Origin of the sequence: Bacillus cereus group sp. MG9 (assembly GCF_040459995.1) — a bacterium.
GTDB classification, from domain to species: domain Bacteria; phylum Bacillota; class Bacilli; order Bacillales; family Bacillaceae_G; genus Bacillus_A; species Bacillus_A mycoides.
In genome coordinates, this window is the sequence record NZ_JARVHC010000001.1 from 2,942,444 (window position 1) to 2,960,592 (window position 18,149).

Here is an 18,149-nt window from a genome sequence, read left to right on the forward strand (position 1 = left end):
AAAAAAGTTAGGCAACATCAAGGAGATGATTTCTGTATCCAACAGGAGTCATCTTTTTTAAATTCCATTGATATCTATAGTGATTATAGTACGTCATATATTTCTTAATCTCTTGTTTCAACTCAGTAAAAGACTCGCAAGGTTTTATATGTGCTTCATCTTTCAGATGACCAAAAAATGATTCCTGTGGAGCGTTATCCCAACAGTTTCCTCTTCTTGACATAGATTGTCCGAGCTTTAGCTTTTTGACTAATTTTTGGTAGGTAGGGCTTGTGTAGTGGGCTCCTTGATCTGAATGAATATATGCACCGTTAGTCAATCGAATCCTCTTATTCCGTTTTAGTTTATGAAGAGTTGTTGTTACGAGGTCTAATGTCATCTGTTCTGAAACATGGTAAGCTAAAATTTCATTGGTTGAGCTATCTAAAATTGTAGATAAATAAGCTCTTTTATTCTTACCATAAACTAAATAAGTGATATCTGTAAGAAGTGTTTTTCCTGGGGTGTTTTGTTTAAATTCTCGATTTAATTGATTCGGCACTACTCGATGTTCTTTTGAAGCTTTCAGCATTCTTTTATAAGGGTTTGCTTTCCGAATCGGACAGACAATCTCATATTTCTTCATGATTCTACGGATACGCTTTAAATTGTAGACAACTTGAAAATGACCCGCCAATGTCATTTTTATTTGACGAGCCCCTTTCTTTCGATTTCTAAATCGAAGTGCTTTTAATATGATTTCTTTCACGATTTCATCTTGATCGTTCTTTTGTTTCCGTTGTTCTTGAGATGAAATGGAAAAATAATTATAGTATCCCGAACGGGATACACCAGCTACTTTACACAAGTAACTCACCATATTTCTTAAGTTATATTTTATGATAACAGAACGAATCAGGATATATTTCTGACTAGGTGATAACGTTATTTCCTTCTCATCCTCCCTTCCATAAGTTTGATCTTTTTTAACAATTCATTTTCTGCCTTTAGTAAGTTCCGTTCGGCTTCTAAACGAGCATACTTCTCTTCTAACGTAAGCTCTCTCTCAAGAGTTCTTCCCGCGTTTTCGGTGCGTGTATCTCGTAAACCAAATACACCATTTTTTCTGTAAGCAGCACGCCATCTACTTCCTGATGACATAATTCGTTTCATTCCAATCATATCTATATCAAAACCACATTCTTCAAAAATATTTCGGGGTAGTTTTCCTTTCGCATTCTCCTCAATAAAAATACGCTTAAATTCATCTGTATAAGTGATACCTTTCTGACTTACAGATTTTATATATGGGTTATTTGATAGAATTTGAATGTCTCTTTCTGTAAATAGCTTTTTTGTCATTTTAAACCTTCTCCGATTCCAATTTTCTCTCATTATACAAGAAATACCCTATAGAATAGACTTTTTTTCAGTGTCTATTCTATAGGGTACATTTTAAACTGACATCTTTTTTATACTAGACTATAAGATTGAATTACACTTGTATCCGTATTTATGTTCTACATATACTTGATTGCTGCCATACCATGCATGCTAATACTGTCCTTATTTGCGAAATTAAAAAGCATCTCTTTTATTTACAACTAAAGCAGTATCCCATTCGCTTTCTTTTCATCTATTTCTTAAATTCAATTTGCATCATTTTATTAAACTGTGTAAAAACATCCATCGCACCTAAAGAGTTAATATTGACAGCTAATGTATGTTTGCCTCCCATTACTCCGCCAACAAAAGTTGTAAATCCAGGAATTGCCCCTCCGTGACCCCAAACTGAAACACCGTTTGGAAGTTTAGTCTCATAGATCCCAAGGCCATATCCATCACCAACACCTTTTCCTTCTATAGGAACTGTAGTAAGCATTTCTTTTAGCTCGCGTTCTTTCAGTAACTTACCACCAAGTAAAAATGAAAAGAATTTATTTAGATCGTCCGCATTAGAAATCATATCTCCAGCTGAATTAGCTAAACTCGGATTATAATACGTCATATCTTTCAACTCACTTGTTTCATCAATTTTCATATACCCTCGGGCATGATTCTTACCTGGAATTACGGGTGAATTCCCTGGTAAAAACGTATTTGACAGATCCAAAGGCTCAATAATTCGCTTTTCAATTTCTTCCGCATAACTATTTCCAGTTATTTTTTCAATAAGCATTCCCAATATTACATATCCTGTGTTTGAATACAACCATCCCTTACCTGGTGAAAAATCTGGAGGTAGAGAAAGTCCTATTTTCACTATTTCTTCTGCTGTATACGTTTTTTTCGAATTCATAATATCAGCGTCTTTTGACTTTAAGTATTCAGCTATACCACTCGTATGATTCAAAAGTTGACGTATCGTAATTTGATTGCCATCATACCCATTTCCTTGAATGAGACCCGGTAGCCACTTTTCAATTGGATCGTCAAGTTGTATGCGATTTTCTCCTACTAATTGAAGAACAGTCGTGGCAGTAAAAGTCTTCGTCACACTACCAATCCGAAAGCGATATTCCGATTTTATCGATTTCTTTGTACTTAAATCCGCCACGCCAGCTGTATAACTACTAGTTTTTCCGTTGTTAGACGTCTTCGCTAATATTCCTGGGGTTCCAAGCTGAACTGTTTCCTGCATTACTTGTTTCCAACCATTTCGGTTCTTTTGATCATGTGCTTCTGACGAACTAGAAATATTTTGAGCTGACTCTGCTTTCACAGTAAAACCTGGTGTGAATAGAGTAGTACTCGCTAATAAAACTGCTAAACTTGCTAACTTAATTGAATTACATTTTTTCATAAGGCTCCCTCTTCTCTATTAAAAACGGATTAATTCAAGTTATACTTTAATCCTATATGATAAAACTCTCTTTTTTCTTATCCATTCCTTACGAAATACTTACGTTCAAATTTTGATACGATAAACTGAGAAAGAGCTATGCATGAAAATAAAAAGGGCATATAAAATAAGGACAGCCACTTAACTGCCCTTATTTTCATTTCACCTCGTCTTTATTATTTTTAAGATGATTCATTAATTGTGTTCGTTTCAAAGGTACATATATGTTTGTTCCAGTAACATATCTTTTTCCCAATCGAATTATCTTATAAATTTAAGGAGTTCATATTAAGATTAACAATAAAAAAGAACGTGTTTTCAATTTATCAAAACACGTTCTCTTACATACTTAAAACCCTATATCAACTTTTTATTTCATTCACTTTTACCATCCTGCACTAGCGTTCATGCCATTTCCAATAATAGTAAGAAATAGTGGCCACAATACTGGTCCTAACGTAAGAAGTAAATTTAGAAGTATAAGTAATCTATATACTCCGGGGAAATTTTGATCTTTACGATTTACAAATACTAAAATAACTAATAATATTATGGTCGTTAAAAATAAAAGTAGAGTTAGCAACCAATACCAAACCATTAAACTGAGACTCCATGGTGTTAATAGCTCGTGTATTATACCAAATATGATTCCTAATACTCCAAAACTAAAGGTAGTAACTGTTGATTTTATAAGCACTATATTTAATGTTTTTTCGTATGTATTTTTACAATATAAATCTATTAAAGTGTATAAAGATAAATATGCCATTAATACACCTATCCAAGACAATAACCAGTCTCCGCCTCCTCTAAATAATATGAACAGAAGCCAACACATCCCTACTGCAGAAAAAGCAAAGGAAATACGTATGCTTTTCAATACCGGTTTCATTATATTTTCACACCCTTAAAAATAAATTATAACTTTTTACTAAACTCATGTAATTTTTTATTAACATGCTACCCGTTAATCGTTTAGCTCTAACGTATCCTTTTTTCATTCTATATTAATAAAACAAAGATATACTCATGAACAATTAAAGAAGCAATACTCTACAAAGAGTTCCATATAGCTTGTATATTCTTTTTCCATTAGTAGAGATATTAAAAAATTAAGTATACATTAACATGCAATTAAATATAAGTAAATAAAAAAGATGACCTCAGCATACGCCAAAGTCATCTTCTATAACCATATTATTTTACTAGTTCACCGCTATAAACCTTTATATCAAGCGGAGCAGTTAAAAACTGTGATGCTTTACTAACGAAAGATGTGAAGTGTTCACTCGTATTATGACTCGCAACTGCTGCTTCATCTTTCCATACTTCTACCATCGTATAAACACTTTCTTTTTCAGTATCTTTATATAAATCGTAAGATACATTTCCACTTTCTTCTCTTGAACCATGAAGTAGTGGCTGAATTTCTTCTAAAAATGATTGTTGTTTTGCTGGATCTACTTGAAATATTGCGTGAATAATAATCATGGTGTTTCCCCTCTCATATCTCACTTATTTCTGTTTTGTTATAAAATTACTTCCACTCAGCAACTTTTTCAATTGGAAGACGTACTGATGGATAACCACTGTCAGCAGCTTTTCCGATTGAAATTAACATAACTGGTACGTGACGCTCTTTGTCTAATCCGAAAGCTTCTGCGATTTGGTCTTTTTCAAATCCACCAATTGGGCAAGTATCATAGCCGTGAGCACGTGCTGCTAACATAAATTGCATCGCTACAAGACCACCGTCAATTAGTACAGTATCTTTCATTACTTCTGGTGTAACCATTGAGAAGTAACCTGAAAGTTTTTTCATTTGATCTTCTTTTACTTCAGCTGGCATAAGTCCGCGCTCTACTGCTGTACCGTAAATTTCTTCTGCGTTATCAAAGTTGTTTAAGTCACCAAATACAGCAATCATTGCTGAAGATGTTTCTACTTGAGATTGATTGAATTTTGCAAGTGGAGCCAGTGTTGCTTTTGCTTCGTCACTTTCAATAACAAGGAATCTCCATGGTTGCATGTTTACTGAAGATGGTGCAAGTGTTGCTTCTGTAAGAATTTCAGTCATTTCTTCTTTGCTAATTTTCACTGAAGGATCGTACTTACGGATTGAACGGCGTCCTGTTAAAATTTCGTTAAAATCATTTGTTTTTACTGAGTTAGTCATAGTTGTATTCTCCCTTTTTTAAAGTTCTTTTATATTTTCTTGAATGCGGTCTAACATCGTTAAAAGATTGTCGCGTTCTTCTTCACTTAACCCTTTAAATGCCGAAGTAGCGAAACGCTCTTTTTCCTCTTGATACACTTTAATTTTATTTCGTCCCTCTTCTGTAAGAGAAACTAACGTAATTCTGTTATCATCTGGATTTTTACGTCTTGTAATCATTCCGTTTGCTTCCAGCTGTTTTAAATGCCTCGTAATCGCGGCATTATCAATATTCACTTCTTGCTGAAGTGCTTTTTGACTAATTTCATCTACTTCATATAACTGAAGTATGAGCTCTAATCTAGACTGACTCATACCCGTACACCCTTCAAATTTTGAACTTACTTCTTTGTTTAGAAAGTGTAATTTATATAAAATTATTGCTTCTTTTGAGCATGAACTTGTCAAATTACCCCTCCTTTACATCCAATGCAAAAAACATTTGATGCATCAATAGTTGATATGTCAATTAATATAATCTATATCGATTTAGAATGCAAGCATTTTGTTTTCATTTTTATTTTTTCCAAATTAAGGCGCTTTGTCGCGTTACAAAAAATGTAAATTACATTATAATAGTAATAATTCAAATGACTGGAGAGTGATTGTAATGCGGCAATACACAAATAGAAATGAGGAAATGAAAATGGAAAATGAAATGAGGATATTTATATATGACAACAATAAATATAGGGATTGTCGCGCACGTAGACGCTGGCAAGACGAGTTTGACTGAGCGAATTCTTTATGAGACGAATGTGATTAAAGAAATTGGCCGAGTAGATAGTGGTAATACGCAAACTGACTCAATGGAATTAGAAAGACAACGCGGAATTACGATTAAAGCATCTGTCGTTTCTTTCTTTATTGATGATTTAAAAGTAAATGTTATTGATACACCTGGACATGCTGATTTTATCGCTGAAGTGGAGCGATCATTCCGCGTTTTAGACGGTGCGATTTTAGTTATCTCTGCCGTTGAAGGTGTGCAAGCACAAACGAAGATTTTAATGCGGACATTACAGAAATTAAACATACCTACTATATTATTTGTTAATAAAATAGACCGTAGTGGCGCAAATACTGAAAAAGTTGTGAAACAAATAAAAGAGCTTCTTTCAAATGAAGCATCCCCCTTCTACTCTGTAGAAAACGAAGGTACAAAGGACGCTCGGATTATTGAATATAAATCCTATGACGATTGTATTGAACGATTAGCACCATTTAACGAATCATTGCTTGAGTCATATGTAAATAACGAAATAATACCGGATGCACTATTAAGAAAAGAACTCGAAAAGCAAATACAGCAAGCAAATGTGTTTCCTATCTTTTTTGGTTCAGCAATGACAGGTATAGGAGTAACTGAATTACTTAAAAATATTTCAGCCTTAATTCCAGCTACTAAATCGGCACAAGATGAAACATTATCCGGTGTTGTTTTTAAAATTGAACGTGAATCTTCTGGCGAAAAGATTGCTTACGTAAGACTATTTTCTGGTTGTTTACACGTTAGAAAATATGTTGATATACAGCGTGGAGAGTCTCTACCACATAAGGAAAAGATTAAAAAAATGTGCATGTTTCATAATGGAGATGCCGTTCAATCTTCTACTGTTCAAAGCGGAGAGTTTTGCAAAGTATGGGGACTTACGAATATCAAAATTGGTGATATTATCGGTAAGCGGACGGATTATATAAAGGATATTCACTTTTCCGAACCACAAATGGAAGCTGCTATTGAAGCAGTGCCTAAAGAGCGAATTCATGATTTATACGCTGCACTTATGGAGCTATGCGAAGAAGATCCTCTCATTAAAGTTTGGAAAGACAATGTTCATAATGAACTATACATTCGCCTTTTCGGTGAAGTGCAAAAAGAAGTTATTGAAACAACACTTTATGAAAAATACCGTCTACAAGTTACCTTTTCAAACACGCGAGTTGTATGTATTGAAAAACCAATTGACTTAGGGAATAGCGTTGAAGTAATGGGTGAAAAAGAAAATCCTTTTTACGCAACAATTGGGTTCAAAGTTGAACGTGGCGCGCTTAACTCTGGCATAACGTATAACTTAGGTGTTGAACTTGGATCACTGCCTTTAGCATTTCATAAAGCGATTGAAGATACAGTATTTCAAACGTTAAAACAAGGTTTATTTGGATGGGAAGTTACGGACATTATCGTCACATTAACACATACCGGCTATGCCAGTCCTGTTACAACAGCGAGTGACTTTAGAAATTTAACACCGCTCGTATTAATGGATGCTTTAAAACAAGCCAAAACATGTGTATTTGAACCAATAAATGAATTTGAATTAACTGTTCCGGAGCACGCAATTAGTACCGCAATGTATAAACTAGCTGCTATCCCAGCAACTTTTGCAGAGCCTACGTTGCATAATGATTCTTACCATTTAACAGGATCATTACCTGTTGCAAAAACAGAGGATTTTAAACGAATGCTCCATTCATTTACTGAAGGAGAAGGTATCTTTATAACAAAGCCAACTGGTTTCACAAAACTTACGGCTCCCTTTCCTACTCGAAAACGTGTTGATTATAATCCGCTGAATCGTAAAGATTATTTGCTTCATGTTTTGAAGGCTTATTAAATAAAAAAGAGGTGCCATTCGCACCTCTTTTTGCATGTATTGATAGGTTAGTTTTTCCTAACAACTTCTTTAAGTTTTTCTATTATTTTTGCTATCGCTTCGATCGAATTCTCGGTTTCAAATTCTCCAACATTTACAGAATGGTTAGCGTTTCTGACAACTTCAATCTGTAAATTCGTTTTATGTAACTGATTTATTTGATTTGCATTATATTGATGATCTTTATCTCCAATTACTAAAAGCCCTTCGTGATGACTATGTAAGATCGAATCAAAAATAGAATCAAAAGTTAGTAATGGTGTAAGCAATATCATTTTTGACCGTAGAAATTCTTCTCTCTTCATTAAATCATTCGCAATCGGGATTATTCCGAGTGATTTTCCTAAAAACATCGAATTGCTATATTGCCCACTTTTTAGCACTTCAATAATGACAGGATTAATATCATCCATCATTACTTTCGTTATTTCTTCCATTGGTTTTTCCATTAATTGTCCATCGTAGGAATAATGAATATGTACTACATCTATTTTATTTTCAAGCATAAGCATCGTTGCATAATAAAATAACGGCTTGTCATAATTGTAGCCTGAACCTGAGAACATAAAACAAATTGTATTAGAACCTTTTTCGATATGTGTGTAACGAATGACTTTATCATCTATATGTATCTCTTTTTTAGTCCCCTTCACCGTTTTCCCCTCCAAGCACGCTTACTTTTGTAAAACGATATGTTCTGTATGAACTGATACATCCTTTACTTTATCTTTTATAAACGCTGGCTGTAAGTTATATGCATGTAACTCTTCTACCGGCACCCACTTAAATAAATATTTTCTACCTGCTTCTTCAAGAATATATTGATCCGCCCCATTTGCAGGTAATTCATGCAATTCTACTTCATAATAAAAACTAATCTCATGAAACTTTCGCTCAGAAAGTGTAAAGAAGTTTTCTACTGACCATATTAATCTCTTCACTTCAATAGGTACGCCTAGTTCTTCTGCAAGCTCTCGTTTTAACGCATCTTCACTATTTTCTAGCATTTTCACTCTTCCGCCTGGTACGTACCAAAAATCTTCACCGTCACCTTGCAGAATGAGTATTTTATTATCATGTTTACAAATTGCTCCGACTCGGTAATTAAAACATGTTTCCTCTACTTTAAACGTAAGATCCACAACAAACCCCTCCAATGTATCATTACAAAACTATTATTTATGTGCTGTACAAATAAGATTACTAAATTTTTCTATTCCGTTCAATAATTTTTTAATTTTCCAAAAACAATACGCATCATTTGTCATCACAAGTATAAATACATATGTCACAATCACTGCACACACTAGAGAAGCATTATGGGGGACGAATGGAAACATTGTCAATATATAAAACTGAAAAATCAAATATTTTCTAAGGAATCATTATAAAAGATAAAGTAAAACTTCAATAAATGGAGTTTTTATCTTTCCCCTGTTGTTTTTAAATATTGTTAAGACATTATTAAAAAAGACGCAAGGTCAACTTATGTGCTAATTAATTCTTTTTCTAGAAAAAGCGTCTTTTATTGCACTTGTTAATACATTTAGGAATAATAAAATAGCCATAACTACCGTTAATACGTTAAATTGCTTTGTTTTATAAGGAGCGAACCATTCCGTAAAGAACTCTGAATTAACGAGACGCTCCCCAACTCCTCCTTCCTTGAAGTTCGGTATCCACGAATTCATATCAAGGATGATAAAAATTAGTTGCATAACGAAAAATGCTCCAAGAGTTTTCAGCCAATTTCGTATTCGAATAGGACGCCCTTTTTTTGATGTCATTTAAATGATCCTCCTTTTAGAACTTGCTATTAAAGAGCCTTGTTCTGATAGATACGAATAGATAATATCCATGAAACCCCATAACACCCCACTGCTATGACAGCAAATATAAGAAATAATTTCAAATCTGAAATCTCTTTTAAAAAGGTCAGTACGCCATTAGCATATTTATTTAATAAATATGGAGTATTTCGCATTAAATATATAACTCCAATAGATAAAAATATAAAAACTGGTACAAGTGTTTTCACTTTAAATGCAACAAAAAAGGGGATGTACAATGCAGTAATCAGCATGACTGCCAAGAAGCCTAGAATGTAACTTTCTAAGGAAAGTTGAAATTCCATGCTGTCTAAAATGAAATATTTTCCAACTAAACAAAATGGGATGATTACTATTGTAAAAAATAAGGTTCCAACGTATTTTGAACTTATAATTTCCTTCCTAGTATACGGTAATGAGTTTACTAAAATATTAGCATTATCTTTATCATCAGATTGATATGTGTTAATTACAAAAACGGCACTACAAATGATTATGACATATGCTACATCCATGCCGGCCCACAAATAGGTAACTAGAAATAAGAGATAAGCAGGTAAAAAAGTTTTTTGTAAAATCAAATCCTTTTTAATTAAATTAAGCATCTTGACTCCCCCTTTTTCATGAAATACATAATATCCTCTAAACTTGGTTTTTCAATCACCACTTCTTTATTAAATAAAGTTTCGATAGAATTTACATTTTCAATCAATCCCTCGAAACCTGTATTTGCCTTACATACAGATATAAATTCACGCTCAGTATCAAAATCTAACATATCTAGTGGTCCTTTGACCAAAATATAATCTTCTGCAATGGCATAAATATCTTTTGTAAAAATATGCTTCCCATTTTGAATAAATGTAATATAATCGGCAATGCGGTCTAAATCCGTTGTAATATGAGATGAGAAAAAGATAGTTTTCTCACCATCCTGCATAATATTTTGTAAAACATCCAATAATTCTCTTCTAAATACCGGATCGAGTCCGGAAGTAGGCTCATCCATAATAATTAGTTCAGCATGATGTGAAAGGGCAATTGCAAGAGAGGCTTTCATTTTCATTCCTTTGGAGAATGTTTTCATTTTTTTATTTAATGGTAATTCGAACAGATCTTTATAATATGTAAATTGGTTAAAATCCCATTTTTTATAAGCAGGCGCAATAATTTTAGTAATTTCCTTTAATGTGAGTTCATCATAAAACACATTATCGTCATAAACGAAACCAATTCTTTCTTTAATTCGCTTCGCATCAGTCGAATAGTTCATGCCAAATAAGGAGACATTTCCACTATCCGGGTTCATTAGATTCATAATCATTTTAATCGTTGTAGATTTACCTGATCCATTTCCCCCAATAAAACCCGTAACAAATCCTTTTTTTACTTCCATCGAAAAATTTTTAATTTGAAATCCTTTAAAAGATTTACTGACATTTTGAAGTTCTATTACGTTTTCCAAGAGTTTTCCTCCTCGTATAAAATTGTAAGCATTTCTTTTAGATCATTTAAAGAAACATCCATTTGTTTAGCATTTTGAATCGCTTCACACAACTTTTCTTCAACTGTCTTTAATTTTTTTTCTTTCATAGTTTCAATGTTTTGTTCTGCTACAAAGGACCCCCTTCCGACAATTGAATAAATAAAACCGTCTTTTTCCAGTTCTTCATATGCTCTTTTCGTTGTAATAATACTTACTCTTAAATCTTTTGCTAACTGACGCATTGAAGGAAGAGCATCGCCTTGCTTTAAATCACCTAGTAAAATAAGTTTTTTTATTTGGACACCAATTTGTTCATAAATAGGTTCCTTTGAAGTGTTCGTAATAACGATTTGCATGCAAGTACCTCTTTTTAAAATATTGTATATATACTTTATATACAATATACACTATCGTACATTGTAAATCAACAGAAAATTTCCAAAATATAGTCACAAACACAATCTAATAATAAATGTAATTCATACAACTTATTTATACGGGGTCTTCCTCGTATTTGCTCGATTTTGAGGTGGAGGTCTTACTGCTATCTAATGCGGTATAAAGACTACGTTGTGTTTTACGGAGAAATTGGCACAGCTGGTAGTGTGAAAGCAAAAGAGTTTGAAACAGAAGAACAATCTGAGGAAGTTGATATCAAGTTAGACTGGTATGAAGATGACGAGGAAGGATTGAAAAAGATGTTTCCTATGCTATGGGAAATGTATGGAGAAAAACCGATTGAGTGGTAGATTTATATACGAAAAACGCCTTGTTTCTTTATTAACAAGGCGTTTTTTCTTGATACTATGTTTAAATTGTTATCTTTCCACTCTCCCACCACACCATAAAAATCTTTAAAGAAGGCGCAACCCACGTTCTGCTATCATTTTCATGGTTCCATACATATATATCATCTCTTTGCACTATTCCATTCAAAATGGAATAGCCAAACAAATCACCATTTCCGCCATCAGCAAAAAATAATAAACAGTCAAAAGGCATATATAAATCTTTAAAATCAACTATATTTCTCATATTCATATTTTCAATTTTAATTTTTGAGGCATCCCAAATAAATTGTCCATATTCACCTTCTATACCATTTGTTTCCTGTAATAATTGATATAAATCATTCGGTAACTCCAGCTGCAAATTTTTTTGAACTTCAGCGAGTTCATCCTTCGTAGCGGGATTTTTCAAACTTAAGTTTGATGAAATACTGCGAATGGTATTTTTCCACATAACCTTTTTCCTCCTTGCAGTCCCTTATGTTCAATCCAGTATATACAATGTGGCTCCTCTAAATTTATTGATACCACTTTTCTAACAAATCCTTCTCCCTCTCGCCTGAAATACCTGCTTTTAATTCCCATTCGTCCATACTCTTCATCCACGCATACACGTCTGTAACAGTATCTTCTAAACTTCTAAAAGTAAGACCCTCTTTAACTGCGCTCTCTATATTAATAGAGAATCCACCTTTCCACGGATCTGTTTCACCTTCTAATGAAAAAGTTTCTGGAAGCCATAATGGCATTTCTGTCCATGGCCCTACTTTATGTTCATTCATAAACGATTCACCAACCCAAACGAATTCAGCATCGCTATTCGTAACCTTTTTACTCATATTTAATAGCTCTTCCATCGTCAGCTCATCTTTCGGACCCGTTACATTAAATGTACCTACTTTATTGTTTTCTGCCATGTTTAGTCCAAAGCTTGCGACGTCTTTTATATCAACGAACTGCACTGGACGGTCTTTCCTTCCTGGAACTAACACTTTTCCTCCCTTTGCTACACGCTGAACCCAATATGGAAGCCGATCTGTATAATCAAACATTCCTGAAAGAAGTCCTGCTCTTACGTGTAAAACACGCCCCGGCCAATACTTCTCTGCTTCTTTTTCACATAGTACTTTAAGCGCACCGTAATACTCATAAGGGGATACTTCACCATTCTCCACAGCCTTTATTTGATCACTTGATGGTTCGGGTTGTAGTATATAATCTTCTTTTATGTGATACGGAATCCAATCTTTATATACGGAAAGGCTTGAGATGAATGTATAATGCTTTATATTATCTTTAAGTACTTCTCCTACATTCCTAATGTGATGAGGAGAAAATCCACACGTATCTATGACCAAATCCCATTTTCGATTTTCTAAACTTGAAACATCATCATTTCTGTCACCGATTAACTGCTCCACTTCAGGAAAAATTTCTTTATTTGTTCCACGATTAAATAATGTAACTTCATGCCCTCTTTTTAAAACCTCTTCTACAAAAGCTCTTCCTAAAAATCGTGTACCACCTAGAATTAGAATCTTCATGGTTCTCCCCCATTCGTGATAAAAAATCTATTCATTTGTTTAACGATTTTTTGTTGTGAAAAGTTACGGGGGATTTGTTGTTTTACTTCAATTAAATATTTAACTATTTTCGGGCCGTGACCTCATTATATAAGAAAAAAACAACAGAAAAGTTAAAACATTCTTTTAATTAACGTTTTTACGTATTTTTTACATTTACTCTAACAAAATGACATAAATTCTAAGTTACGCTATTTTTAAAATTGACTGCTGATTTTCATACACTAAGATTTTTCCTAATCCTGCTTTATTTCTCTCTGTACATTCAGATGAGCAACTTACTGATCATTAATATCCCAATAATATACCCTGTTTTAAAAAAGCCTTCTGTAGTTATACGGAATGTTTACTTTTCAACATTTTCATAGATTTAGACCTGATTAATATTAAATCTTAGTTGCTCATGTCCACTCATTAATCTATAACATGAGGTCATCTAATCTAAATCATTCATATTCATACAAACAATGCTCCTGTCAATTTGGCAGGAGCATTGTTTTTTCAACCTCTATTTACTTTTATATACTTGAATTGAAATGATCGAAATTAAACTGAGCAAACCCATAAATAAACAAGTCGCGCCTAGAATTGTATAAGAATTTCCGTATCCTTGTAATAAAGCTAAATACGTACTTGTATCCATATGACCGCCCTGCTCTGCAACAGATTCACTTGTTGCCTTACTCCCCATTTCTGGTGCATTTATTAGTACATACACACCGATAATAGCTACTAAAGCTGAAATAATTTCTACAACATTAGACTTTGTCATCATACCCTCACCTTTCAAACAACGTCTTTTATCCATCTAGTGAAATCTCTTTCTATCTCTTACTATACTAGCAAAAAAAAGAGATATAATTTAATCCCCTTCTCTATTACTAGAATCAACAATATGAAAATATTCATTCTGTCTATTTCCATTTCATATATAATTAAAATATCCAATATTTGATTAACAAATTATACGTACTTAGGTAGGTGATAAATATTAATAAAAACATAGTTTATCATTCAACATTTTACATTTATTCTCTCACATCGTTCTTTTATATCTTTTTGCTAAACATAGAAAATGGTCGTAGTTATTTGGGTTTCACGATGGTTGTTCCGTTGTTAGCCGTTCTTTTATATCAAAAAGCATATAAGAAACAAGAAATTTTTCATACATTTGGCATTTCACGTCCAACATTAAAATCACTAATTTTCTCCATTTTATTCCCACTACTTCTAGGTCTATGTCTCCATTTCTATTTTTATATTTATAATATAAAGTTCTTATTTAATCACTGCAATGAATTGGGATTTCTCCTACTCATTGGTCTTACAATTGCAGCTTTGTCTGCATTTTTAGAGGAAATTATTTGGCGCGGAAATCTTCATTACTATTTACGAAAAAAATATTCATTAATACAAACCGCAATAATTACAGCTTCACTTTGGTCTTTATGGCATTTACCAGTAGCACTCTTTTATAAAAACTATGAGTTATGGTTTGTAGGAATATTAAGTTATCTATCGTTATTATTTATATTATCTATAATTTTGACGTACACGAGAGAGTACGGTCGTTCTGTACTACCACCCTCAATTTTACATGGTATGTTTAATGTATTTTTTTTAACAGATGGATTGCAAAACAAGTGGGATGCCAGCCTAATGGAGTTAATTAAATTTATCTTTTTAGCAATTGCGCTCTGCATTATGTATCTTATACATCGAAAAGTTAAAAAATAGTTAACAATTAAAAAAAGTGTTGAAGTACTTAATGTACCTTAATTAGCTCATTAAGTACTTCAACACCTTTCAATTATTCAATAATCGTATAAGGTGTTGAAGTTTTCTAATTTTAATTGAACGACTCCGTTCTCACAGCACTTATTTCAATTATGTAGAACATAGCAAGTATAACTATTTCTCCTATTGTAACTTTTGTAAAACTTTTAAATAAGGAAATATAGACTCTTTGATTAATCTCCATCTATCCTGCGCTTCCGGTATAATCTCTGAAGCAATCACCACAACCACTTCCTTCTCTGGTACGCAGCAAATCATATTCCCACCATCGCCCATTGCACAGTATGAATAGACACCTTCTTCTTCTCGTAACCACCATAAGTAACCGTATTGATTTGAATTCATCGCTGTTGATTCTTGTACCCACGATTTTGAAAGAATTTCCTTTCCATTATGAATACCTTCATTCAAATACATCTGTCCAAACTTAGCCATATCTTTAACTGTTAACGTTAGTCCCCAGCCGCCCGTCGAAATACCATTTGGATCGTGAACCCATCCTTTCACATCTTTTCCGAATAAGTCATCGAATCCAAAAGATTTCATATTGTAGTTTGGAATTTCTCTCATGCCAAGCGGCTGAAATAAGTATTCATTCGCAAATTCACGAGCACTTTTCCCTGTTACACTCATAATAATTGCTGATAATAAATGAACTCCTGCAGATGAATATTTAAAAGATCCAATTTCTCCGCCTTTTCCTACCCTATCTAACGTATACTGCACCCAATCCTTTTGTGTGCATAATTCTTCTAACGGTTCCTGCCAGTCTACGAAAGGATGGGGAGCTGTCATCGTAAGAAGATGTCGTACTGTTATTTCAGATGAATTAACGTTATATTCCGGGAAAAATCCTATTACTCTTTGATCAACACTTTTTATATACCCTTTATCTACACATAGTCCAATTAGCGTAGAAATAATTGTTTTTGTGACTGACGCTATATGAAATGCATCATCTGGACTGTGACCGTTATAATATTTTTCAAAAATAACATTACCTTTCTGTACTACTAACATACCATTAATATTTTTATATTCTTCTTTTATAATCTGATCTAACTTTTCAGCAGTTTTCATTATTCCTTCCCCTTTAACCTATGATTAAAAAGGTTCGATAGGTACATATATATCAACTATATGTTTATTTTCCGGGTGCTTCCTTGGGTCATTTTTATACATTTCAAAAGGATATGAATCTCTCGGCTTATATCCGCTATTTGGGAGCCATTCACCGTATAAGAAATTCCATGCTCCTTTATATTCCTCTTGGAATATTTCAAAATGACCTATCGCATACTTGCCTGAAGGTATTACCATTATTCCAATGTCGCTCGTTTCTACTGCGTACTCATTCGGAATTGTTACACATAAACTAGTTCTTAAATGATTGTCCTCAGTAAATTCATGATGATCGTGGTAAATGGTTAATACTTTCGTATCCTCAAATACATGATAGTTTTCCCCCGCTGCGTAATGAAATAATTTCTCTATCATTTTTGGAAAAGCTATCGTTAACTCTTCATATGTACCGATATGCCTTATGTATGCGACGTGTATATCGTCCGCTGTTACAATTTCAACATTTCCTCGAACCTTCTTATACTCATTGTATTGAGAAGTTCCGCTTACGTCTTTGCAATTCTTGCTATTGTGATTTCTATAGTGAGACGGACTTACTCCGTAATAACTTTTAAATGTACGGGAGAAAACTGCTGAATCTGTGAACCCGAAGTAATACGCAATGTCTGTAATCGTCATATCTGTACGATAAGTAAGAAGGTGTGTTGCCCTCTCTAATTTCAAACGATTCACATACCGAGATAACGGCTCATCCATCATCCCTTTAAAAATTCTATGAAAATGAAATTTTGAAAAGCCTGCCACATTAGCTAAATCTTCAATTGAAAGTGAATCATCTATATGTGATTCTATATAGTCTTGCACTTTATAAACACGTCGTAAATACTCGTTTCTACTTTGAGAACTCTCCATATTTATCACTCCTCACAACAAAAAGGCTAACTTTACGTCAGCCTACTTTACACATTTTTTAAAAATAAAACTCTACTCCCGCTGTTCCCATCATAATTTGTATGTACGGATACACCTTCTATTTCATCATCCCCAGCTTCAATTTGAAATCCGATTTCTTGATGAAATTCAATTGACTTTTTATTAACTGGTGACGTTATCGCTTTTACAACTTTACGGTTATTTGCACGAGCGACATCGAAGAAATAAGAATATAACGTCGATGCGATTCCTTTTCGTCTAAACTTCGGATTTACACCGATAAAATGAACGTACGCTTCATCTTTATGCGTTTGTGAAAAGAATCCACATAAGAAACCTAACGTTTTTCCATCTTCTTCAATGATAAAACTCGTTTCTTGAAAATGGACGAAAAACAACTTCGGCAACATACTAGCCATATCTCTTCCGCCCCACCAATCATTTAATACAGAATGAATATTTACATAATCTTCCCCTTGAATATTTCTTACTCGCATGCATTTCTCCCTCTCACTCACTTCATTTTCTCATATATTTTAATAACCGTTTCGACTAACAGAATGAATACCCAAATACCTGAAAATACAAGAACAGACTGGAATATCGATCCAATTATCATAACACCAACTGCACCTGTTATTGAAAATGATATTCCACCAAGCCCTGGATCCTGTATAAGTGCTCCAGCAGAAAAAGCAGTTATAATAGATACTATTAAATAAATAACACTCATTATTTTTAATATTTTTATAGAAAGATACGAAGTTTGTTCTTCTTCCACTTGTGATAATTCGATTTCCCCGCTCGCAATTCCTTTTTGTAGACAATCTTCACACAAAAATTCTTCATTTATTTTTTTACCACCATGTATTGTACCTGTTATTTCTTTACACCTTGAACATTTTCGATTTATCATGTTGTTATCACTCCATTCATATAAGATTATACTTACATAAT

At 33.4% G+C, this 18,149-nt stretch carries 22 protein-coding genes; 3 read left to right on the top strand and 19 right to left on the bottom strand.

The features are described 5' to 3' along the window. Nucleotides 1-7 precede the first annotated feature (7 nt). From QCI77_RS15115 to QCI77_RS15140, 6 genes are all read right to left on the bottom strand, one after another. A protein-coding gene (locus QCI77_RS15115; RefSeq protein ID WP_113770855.1) for an IS3 family transposase occupies nucleotides 8-1,341 on the bottom strand; the annotation gives its coding sequence in 2 pieces (ribosomal slippage) (nucleotides 8-954 and nucleotides 954-1,341; 1,335 coding nt in all). 274 nt (nucleotides 1,342-1,615) lie between these two features. Then, nucleotides 1,616-2,782: a serine hydrolase domain-containing protein gene (locus tag QCI77_RS15120; protein WP_353825157.1), complete on the bottom strand. Its 1,167-nt coding sequence runs from the start codon at nucleotides 2,780-2,782 to the stop codon at nucleotides 1,616-1,618. A gap of 424 nt (nucleotides 2,783-3,206) precedes the next feature. Next, nucleotides 3,207-3,713 carry a DUF3902 family protein gene (locus QCI77_RS15125; protein ID WP_353825158.1) on the bottom strand — a complete coding sequence of 169 codons (507 nt, stop codon included), beginning with the start codon at nucleotides 3,711-3,713 and terminating at the stop codon, nucleotides 3,207-3,209. A 305-nt stretch (nucleotides 3,714-4,018) separates the two neighbouring features. Then, entirely contained in the window at nucleotides 4,019-4,312 is a 294-nt protein-coding gene (locus tag QCI77_RS15130; RefSeq protein WP_000583822.1) for a putative quinol monooxygenase, read from the bottom strand. A 46-nt stretch (nucleotides 4,313-4,358) separates the two neighbouring features. Then, on the bottom strand, nucleotides 4,359-4,997 hold the full coding sequence (locus QCI77_RS15135) for a nitroreductase family protein (protein WP_000185377.1): 639 nt from the start codon (nucleotides 4,995-4,997) through the stop codon (nucleotides 4,359-4,361). An 18-nt stretch (nucleotides 4,998-5,015) separates the two neighbouring features. After that, a complete protein-coding gene (locus QCI77_RS15140) occupies nucleotides 5,016-5,444 on the bottom strand; it encodes a MarR family winged helix-turn-helix transcriptional regulator (RefSeq protein WP_353825159.1) in 429 nt (142 codons plus the stop codon). Nucleotides 5,445-5,710: 266 nt separating this feature from the next. Here QCI77_RS15140 and tet point away from each other — a divergent pair, with 266 nt between their 5' ends. Next, nucleotides 5,711-7,654 carry a tetracycline resistance ribosomal protection protein gene (tet, locus tag QCI77_RS15145; protein WP_353825160.1) on the top strand — a complete coding sequence of 648 codons (1,944 nt, stop codon included), beginning with the start codon at nucleotides 5,711-5,713 and terminating at the stop codon, nucleotides 7,652-7,654. Between the two features lie 47 nt (nucleotides 7,655-7,701). On the opposite strand, the gene QCI77_RS15150 is transcribed toward tet, so the two are convergent. The 6 genes from QCI77_RS15150 to QCI77_RS15175 form a co-directional block, all read right to left on the bottom strand. Continuing rightward, the gene (locus QCI77_RS15150) at nucleotides 7,702-8,346 is read right to left on the bottom strand and encodes an alpha/beta hydrolase (protein ID WP_353825161.1); all 645 of its coding nucleotides are present in this window, start codon (nucleotides 8,344-8,346) and stop codon (nucleotides 7,702-7,704) included. Between the two features lie 21 nt (nucleotides 8,347-8,367). Further along, nucleotides 8,368-8,835: an NUDIX hydrolase gene (locus tag QCI77_RS15155; protein WP_016127192.1), complete on the bottom strand. Its 468-nt coding sequence runs from the start codon at nucleotides 8,833-8,835 to the stop codon at nucleotides 8,368-8,370. Nucleotides 8,836-9,186: 351 nt separating this feature from the next. Next, entirely contained in the window at nucleotides 9,187-9,480 is a 294-nt protein-coding gene (locus QCI77_RS15160) for a YfzA family protein (RefSeq protein ID WP_000202089.1), read from the bottom strand. A gap of 29 nt (nucleotides 9,481-9,509) precedes the next feature. Beyond that, the gene (locus tag QCI77_RS15165) at nucleotides 9,510-10,127 is read right to left on the bottom strand and encodes an ABC-2 transporter permease (RefSeq protein ID WP_088292141.1); all 618 of its coding nucleotides are present in this window, start codon (nucleotides 10,125-10,127) and stop codon (nucleotides 9,510-9,512) included. Continuing rightward, on the bottom strand, nucleotides 10,115-10,987 hold the full coding sequence (locus QCI77_RS15170) for an ABC transporter ATP-binding protein (RefSeq protein WP_000432454.1): 873 nt from the start codon (nucleotides 10,985-10,987) through the stop codon (nucleotides 10,115-10,117). The genes QCI77_RS15165 and QCI77_RS15170 overlap by 13 nt, the downstream gene beginning before the upstream one ends. Then, on the bottom strand, nucleotides 10,975-11,364 hold the full coding sequence (locus QCI77_RS15175) for a GntR family transcriptional regulator (protein WP_001167593.1): 390 nt from the start codon (nucleotides 11,362-11,364) through the stop codon (nucleotides 10,975-10,977). The genes QCI77_RS15170 and QCI77_RS15175 overlap by 13 nt, the downstream gene beginning before the upstream one ends. A gap of 195 nt (nucleotides 11,365-11,559) precedes the next feature. Between QCI77_RS15175 and QCI77_RS15180 the strand changes: the two genes are divergently transcribed. Then, nucleotides 11,560-11,757, top strand: a complete 198-nt coding sequence (locus tag QCI77_RS15180; protein ID WP_001269544.1) for a hypothetical protein — start codon at nucleotides 11,560-11,562, stop codon at nucleotides 11,755-11,757. Nucleotides 11,758-11,818: 61 nt separating this feature from the next. Here QCI77_RS15180 and QCI77_RS15185 read toward each other — a convergent pair whose 3' ends face one another. From QCI77_RS15185 to QCI77_RS15195, 3 genes are all read right to left on the bottom strand, one after another. After that, on the bottom strand, nucleotides 11,819-12,250 hold the full coding sequence (locus QCI77_RS15185; RefSeq protein WP_000265815.1) for an SMI1/KNR4 family protein: 432 nt from the start codon (nucleotides 12,248-12,250) through the stop codon (nucleotides 11,819-11,821). Between the two features lie 64 nt (nucleotides 12,251-12,314). Continuing rightward, nucleotides 12,315-13,340: an SDR family oxidoreductase gene (locus QCI77_RS15190; RefSeq protein ID WP_113770503.1), complete on the bottom strand. Its 1,026-nt coding sequence runs from the start codon at nucleotides 13,338-13,340 to the stop codon at nucleotides 12,315-12,317. A gap of 547 nt (nucleotides 13,341-13,887) precedes the next feature. Further along, nucleotides 13,888-14,187 carry a hypothetical protein gene (locus tag QCI77_RS15195; protein ID WP_000361375.1) on the bottom strand — a complete coding sequence of 100 codons (300 nt, stop codon included), beginning with the start codon at nucleotides 14,185-14,187 and terminating at the stop codon, nucleotides 13,888-13,890. Nucleotides 14,188-14,360: 173 nt separating this feature from the next. Between QCI77_RS15195 and QCI77_RS15200 the strand changes: the two genes are divergently transcribed. Further along, complete coding sequence (locus QCI77_RS15200) at nucleotides 14,361-15,116, top strand: CPBP family intramembrane glutamic endopeptidase (protein ID WP_353825162.1); 756 nt, start codon at nucleotides 14,361-14,363, stop codon at nucleotides 15,114-15,116. A 183-nt stretch (nucleotides 15,117-15,299) separates the two neighbouring features. Here QCI77_RS15200 and QCI77_RS15205 read toward each other — a convergent pair whose 3' ends face one another. Genes QCI77_RS15205 through QCI77_RS15220 form a run of 4 tightly spaced genes read right to left on the bottom strand, consistent with a single transcriptional unit; the run spans nucleotide 15,300 to nucleotide 18,108 of the window. Continuing rightward, on the bottom strand, nucleotides 15,300-16,256 hold the full coding sequence (locus QCI77_RS15205) for a serine hydrolase domain-containing protein (protein WP_353825163.1): 957 nt from the start codon (nucleotides 16,254-16,256) through the stop codon (nucleotides 15,300-15,302). A 24-nt stretch (nucleotides 16,257-16,280) separates the two neighbouring features. Continuing rightward, the gene (locus tag QCI77_RS15210) at nucleotides 16,281-17,171 is read right to left on the bottom strand and encodes an AraC family transcriptional regulator (RefSeq protein WP_113770506.1); all 891 of its coding nucleotides are present in this window, start codon (nucleotides 17,169-17,171) and stop codon (nucleotides 16,281-16,283) included. A 47-nt stretch (nucleotides 17,172-17,218) separates the two neighbouring features. Further along, the gene (locus tag QCI77_RS15215) at nucleotides 17,219-17,689 is read right to left on the bottom strand and encodes a GNAT family N-acetyltransferase (RefSeq protein ID WP_353825164.1); all 471 of its coding nucleotides are present in this window, start codon (nucleotides 17,687-17,689) and stop codon (nucleotides 17,219-17,221) included. A 17-nt stretch (nucleotides 17,690-17,706) separates the two neighbouring features. Next, complete coding sequence (locus tag QCI77_RS15220; protein WP_085311783.1) at nucleotides 17,707-18,108, bottom strand: DUF3980 domain-containing protein; 402 nt, start codon at nucleotides 18,106-18,108, stop codon at nucleotides 17,707-17,709. Nucleotides 18,109-18,149 lie beyond the last annotated feature (41 nt).

What these genes read in the sequence shown, in the direction of transcription:
- QCI77_RS15120 (WP_353825157.1), bottom strand. Translation starts at nt 2,782, where the DNA reads ATGAAAAAATGTAATTCAATTAAGTTAGCAAGTTTAGCAGTTTTATTA.
- QCI77_RS15125 (WP_353825158.1), bottom strand. Translation starts at nt 3,713, where the DNA reads ATGAAACCGGTATTGAAAAGCATACGTATTTCCTTTGCTTTTTCTGCA.
- QCI77_RS15130 (WP_000583822.1), bottom strand. Translation starts at nt 4,312, where the DNA reads ATGATTATTATTCACGCAATATTTCAAGTAGATCCAGCAAAACAACAA.
- QCI77_RS15135 (WP_000185377.1), bottom strand. Translation starts at nt 4,997, where the DNA reads ATGACTAACTCAGTAAAAACAAATGATTTTAACGAAATTTTAACAGGA.
- tet (WP_353825160.1), top strand. Translation starts at nt 5,711, where the DNA reads ATGACAACAATAAATATAGGGATTGTCGCGCACGTAGACGCTGGCAAG.
- QCI77_RS15160 (WP_000202089.1), bottom strand. Translation starts at nt 9,480, where the DNA reads ATGACATCAAAAAAAGGGCGTCCTATTCGAATACGAAATTGGCTGAAA.
- QCI77_RS15165 (WP_088292141.1), bottom strand. Translation starts at nt 10,127, where the DNA reads ATGCTTAATTTAATTAAAAAGGATTTGATTTTACAAAAAACTTTTTTA.
- QCI77_RS15175 (WP_001167593.1), bottom strand. Translation starts at nt 11,364, where the DNA reads ATGCAAATCGTTATTACGAACACTTCAAAGGAACCTATTTATGAACAA.
- QCI77_RS15180 (WP_001269544.1), top strand. Translation starts at nt 11,560, where the DNA reads ATGCGGTATAAAGACTACGTTGTGTTTTACGGAGAAATTGGCACAGCT.
- QCI77_RS15185 (WP_000265815.1), bottom strand. Translation starts at nt 12,250, where the DNA reads ATGTGGAAAAATACCATTCGCAGTATTTCATCAAACTTAAGTTTGAAA.
- QCI77_RS15190 (WP_113770503.1), bottom strand. Translation starts at nt 13,340, where the DNA reads ATGAAGATTCTAATTCTAGGTGGTACACGATTTTTAGGAAGAGCTTTT.
- QCI77_RS15195 (WP_000361375.1), bottom strand. Translation starts at nt 14,187, where the DNA reads ATGGATAAAAGACGTTGTTTGAAAGGTGAGGGTATGATGACAAAGTCT.
- QCI77_RS15205 (WP_353825163.1), bottom strand. Translation starts at nt 16,256, where the DNA reads ATGAAAACTGCTGAAAAGTTAGATCAGATTATAAAAGAAGAATATAAA.
- QCI77_RS15210 (WP_113770506.1), bottom strand. Translation starts at nt 17,171, where the DNA reads ATGGAGAGTTCTCAAAGTAGAAACGAGTATTTACGACGTGTTTATAAA.
- QCI77_RS15215 (WP_353825164.1), bottom strand. Translation starts at nt 17,689, where the DNA reads ATGCGAGTAAGAAATATTCAAGGGGAAGATTATGTAAATATTCATTCT.
- QCI77_RS15220 (WP_085311783.1), bottom strand. Translation starts at nt 18,108, where the DNA reads ATGATAAATCGAAAATGTTCAAGGTGTAAAGAAATAACAGGTACAATA.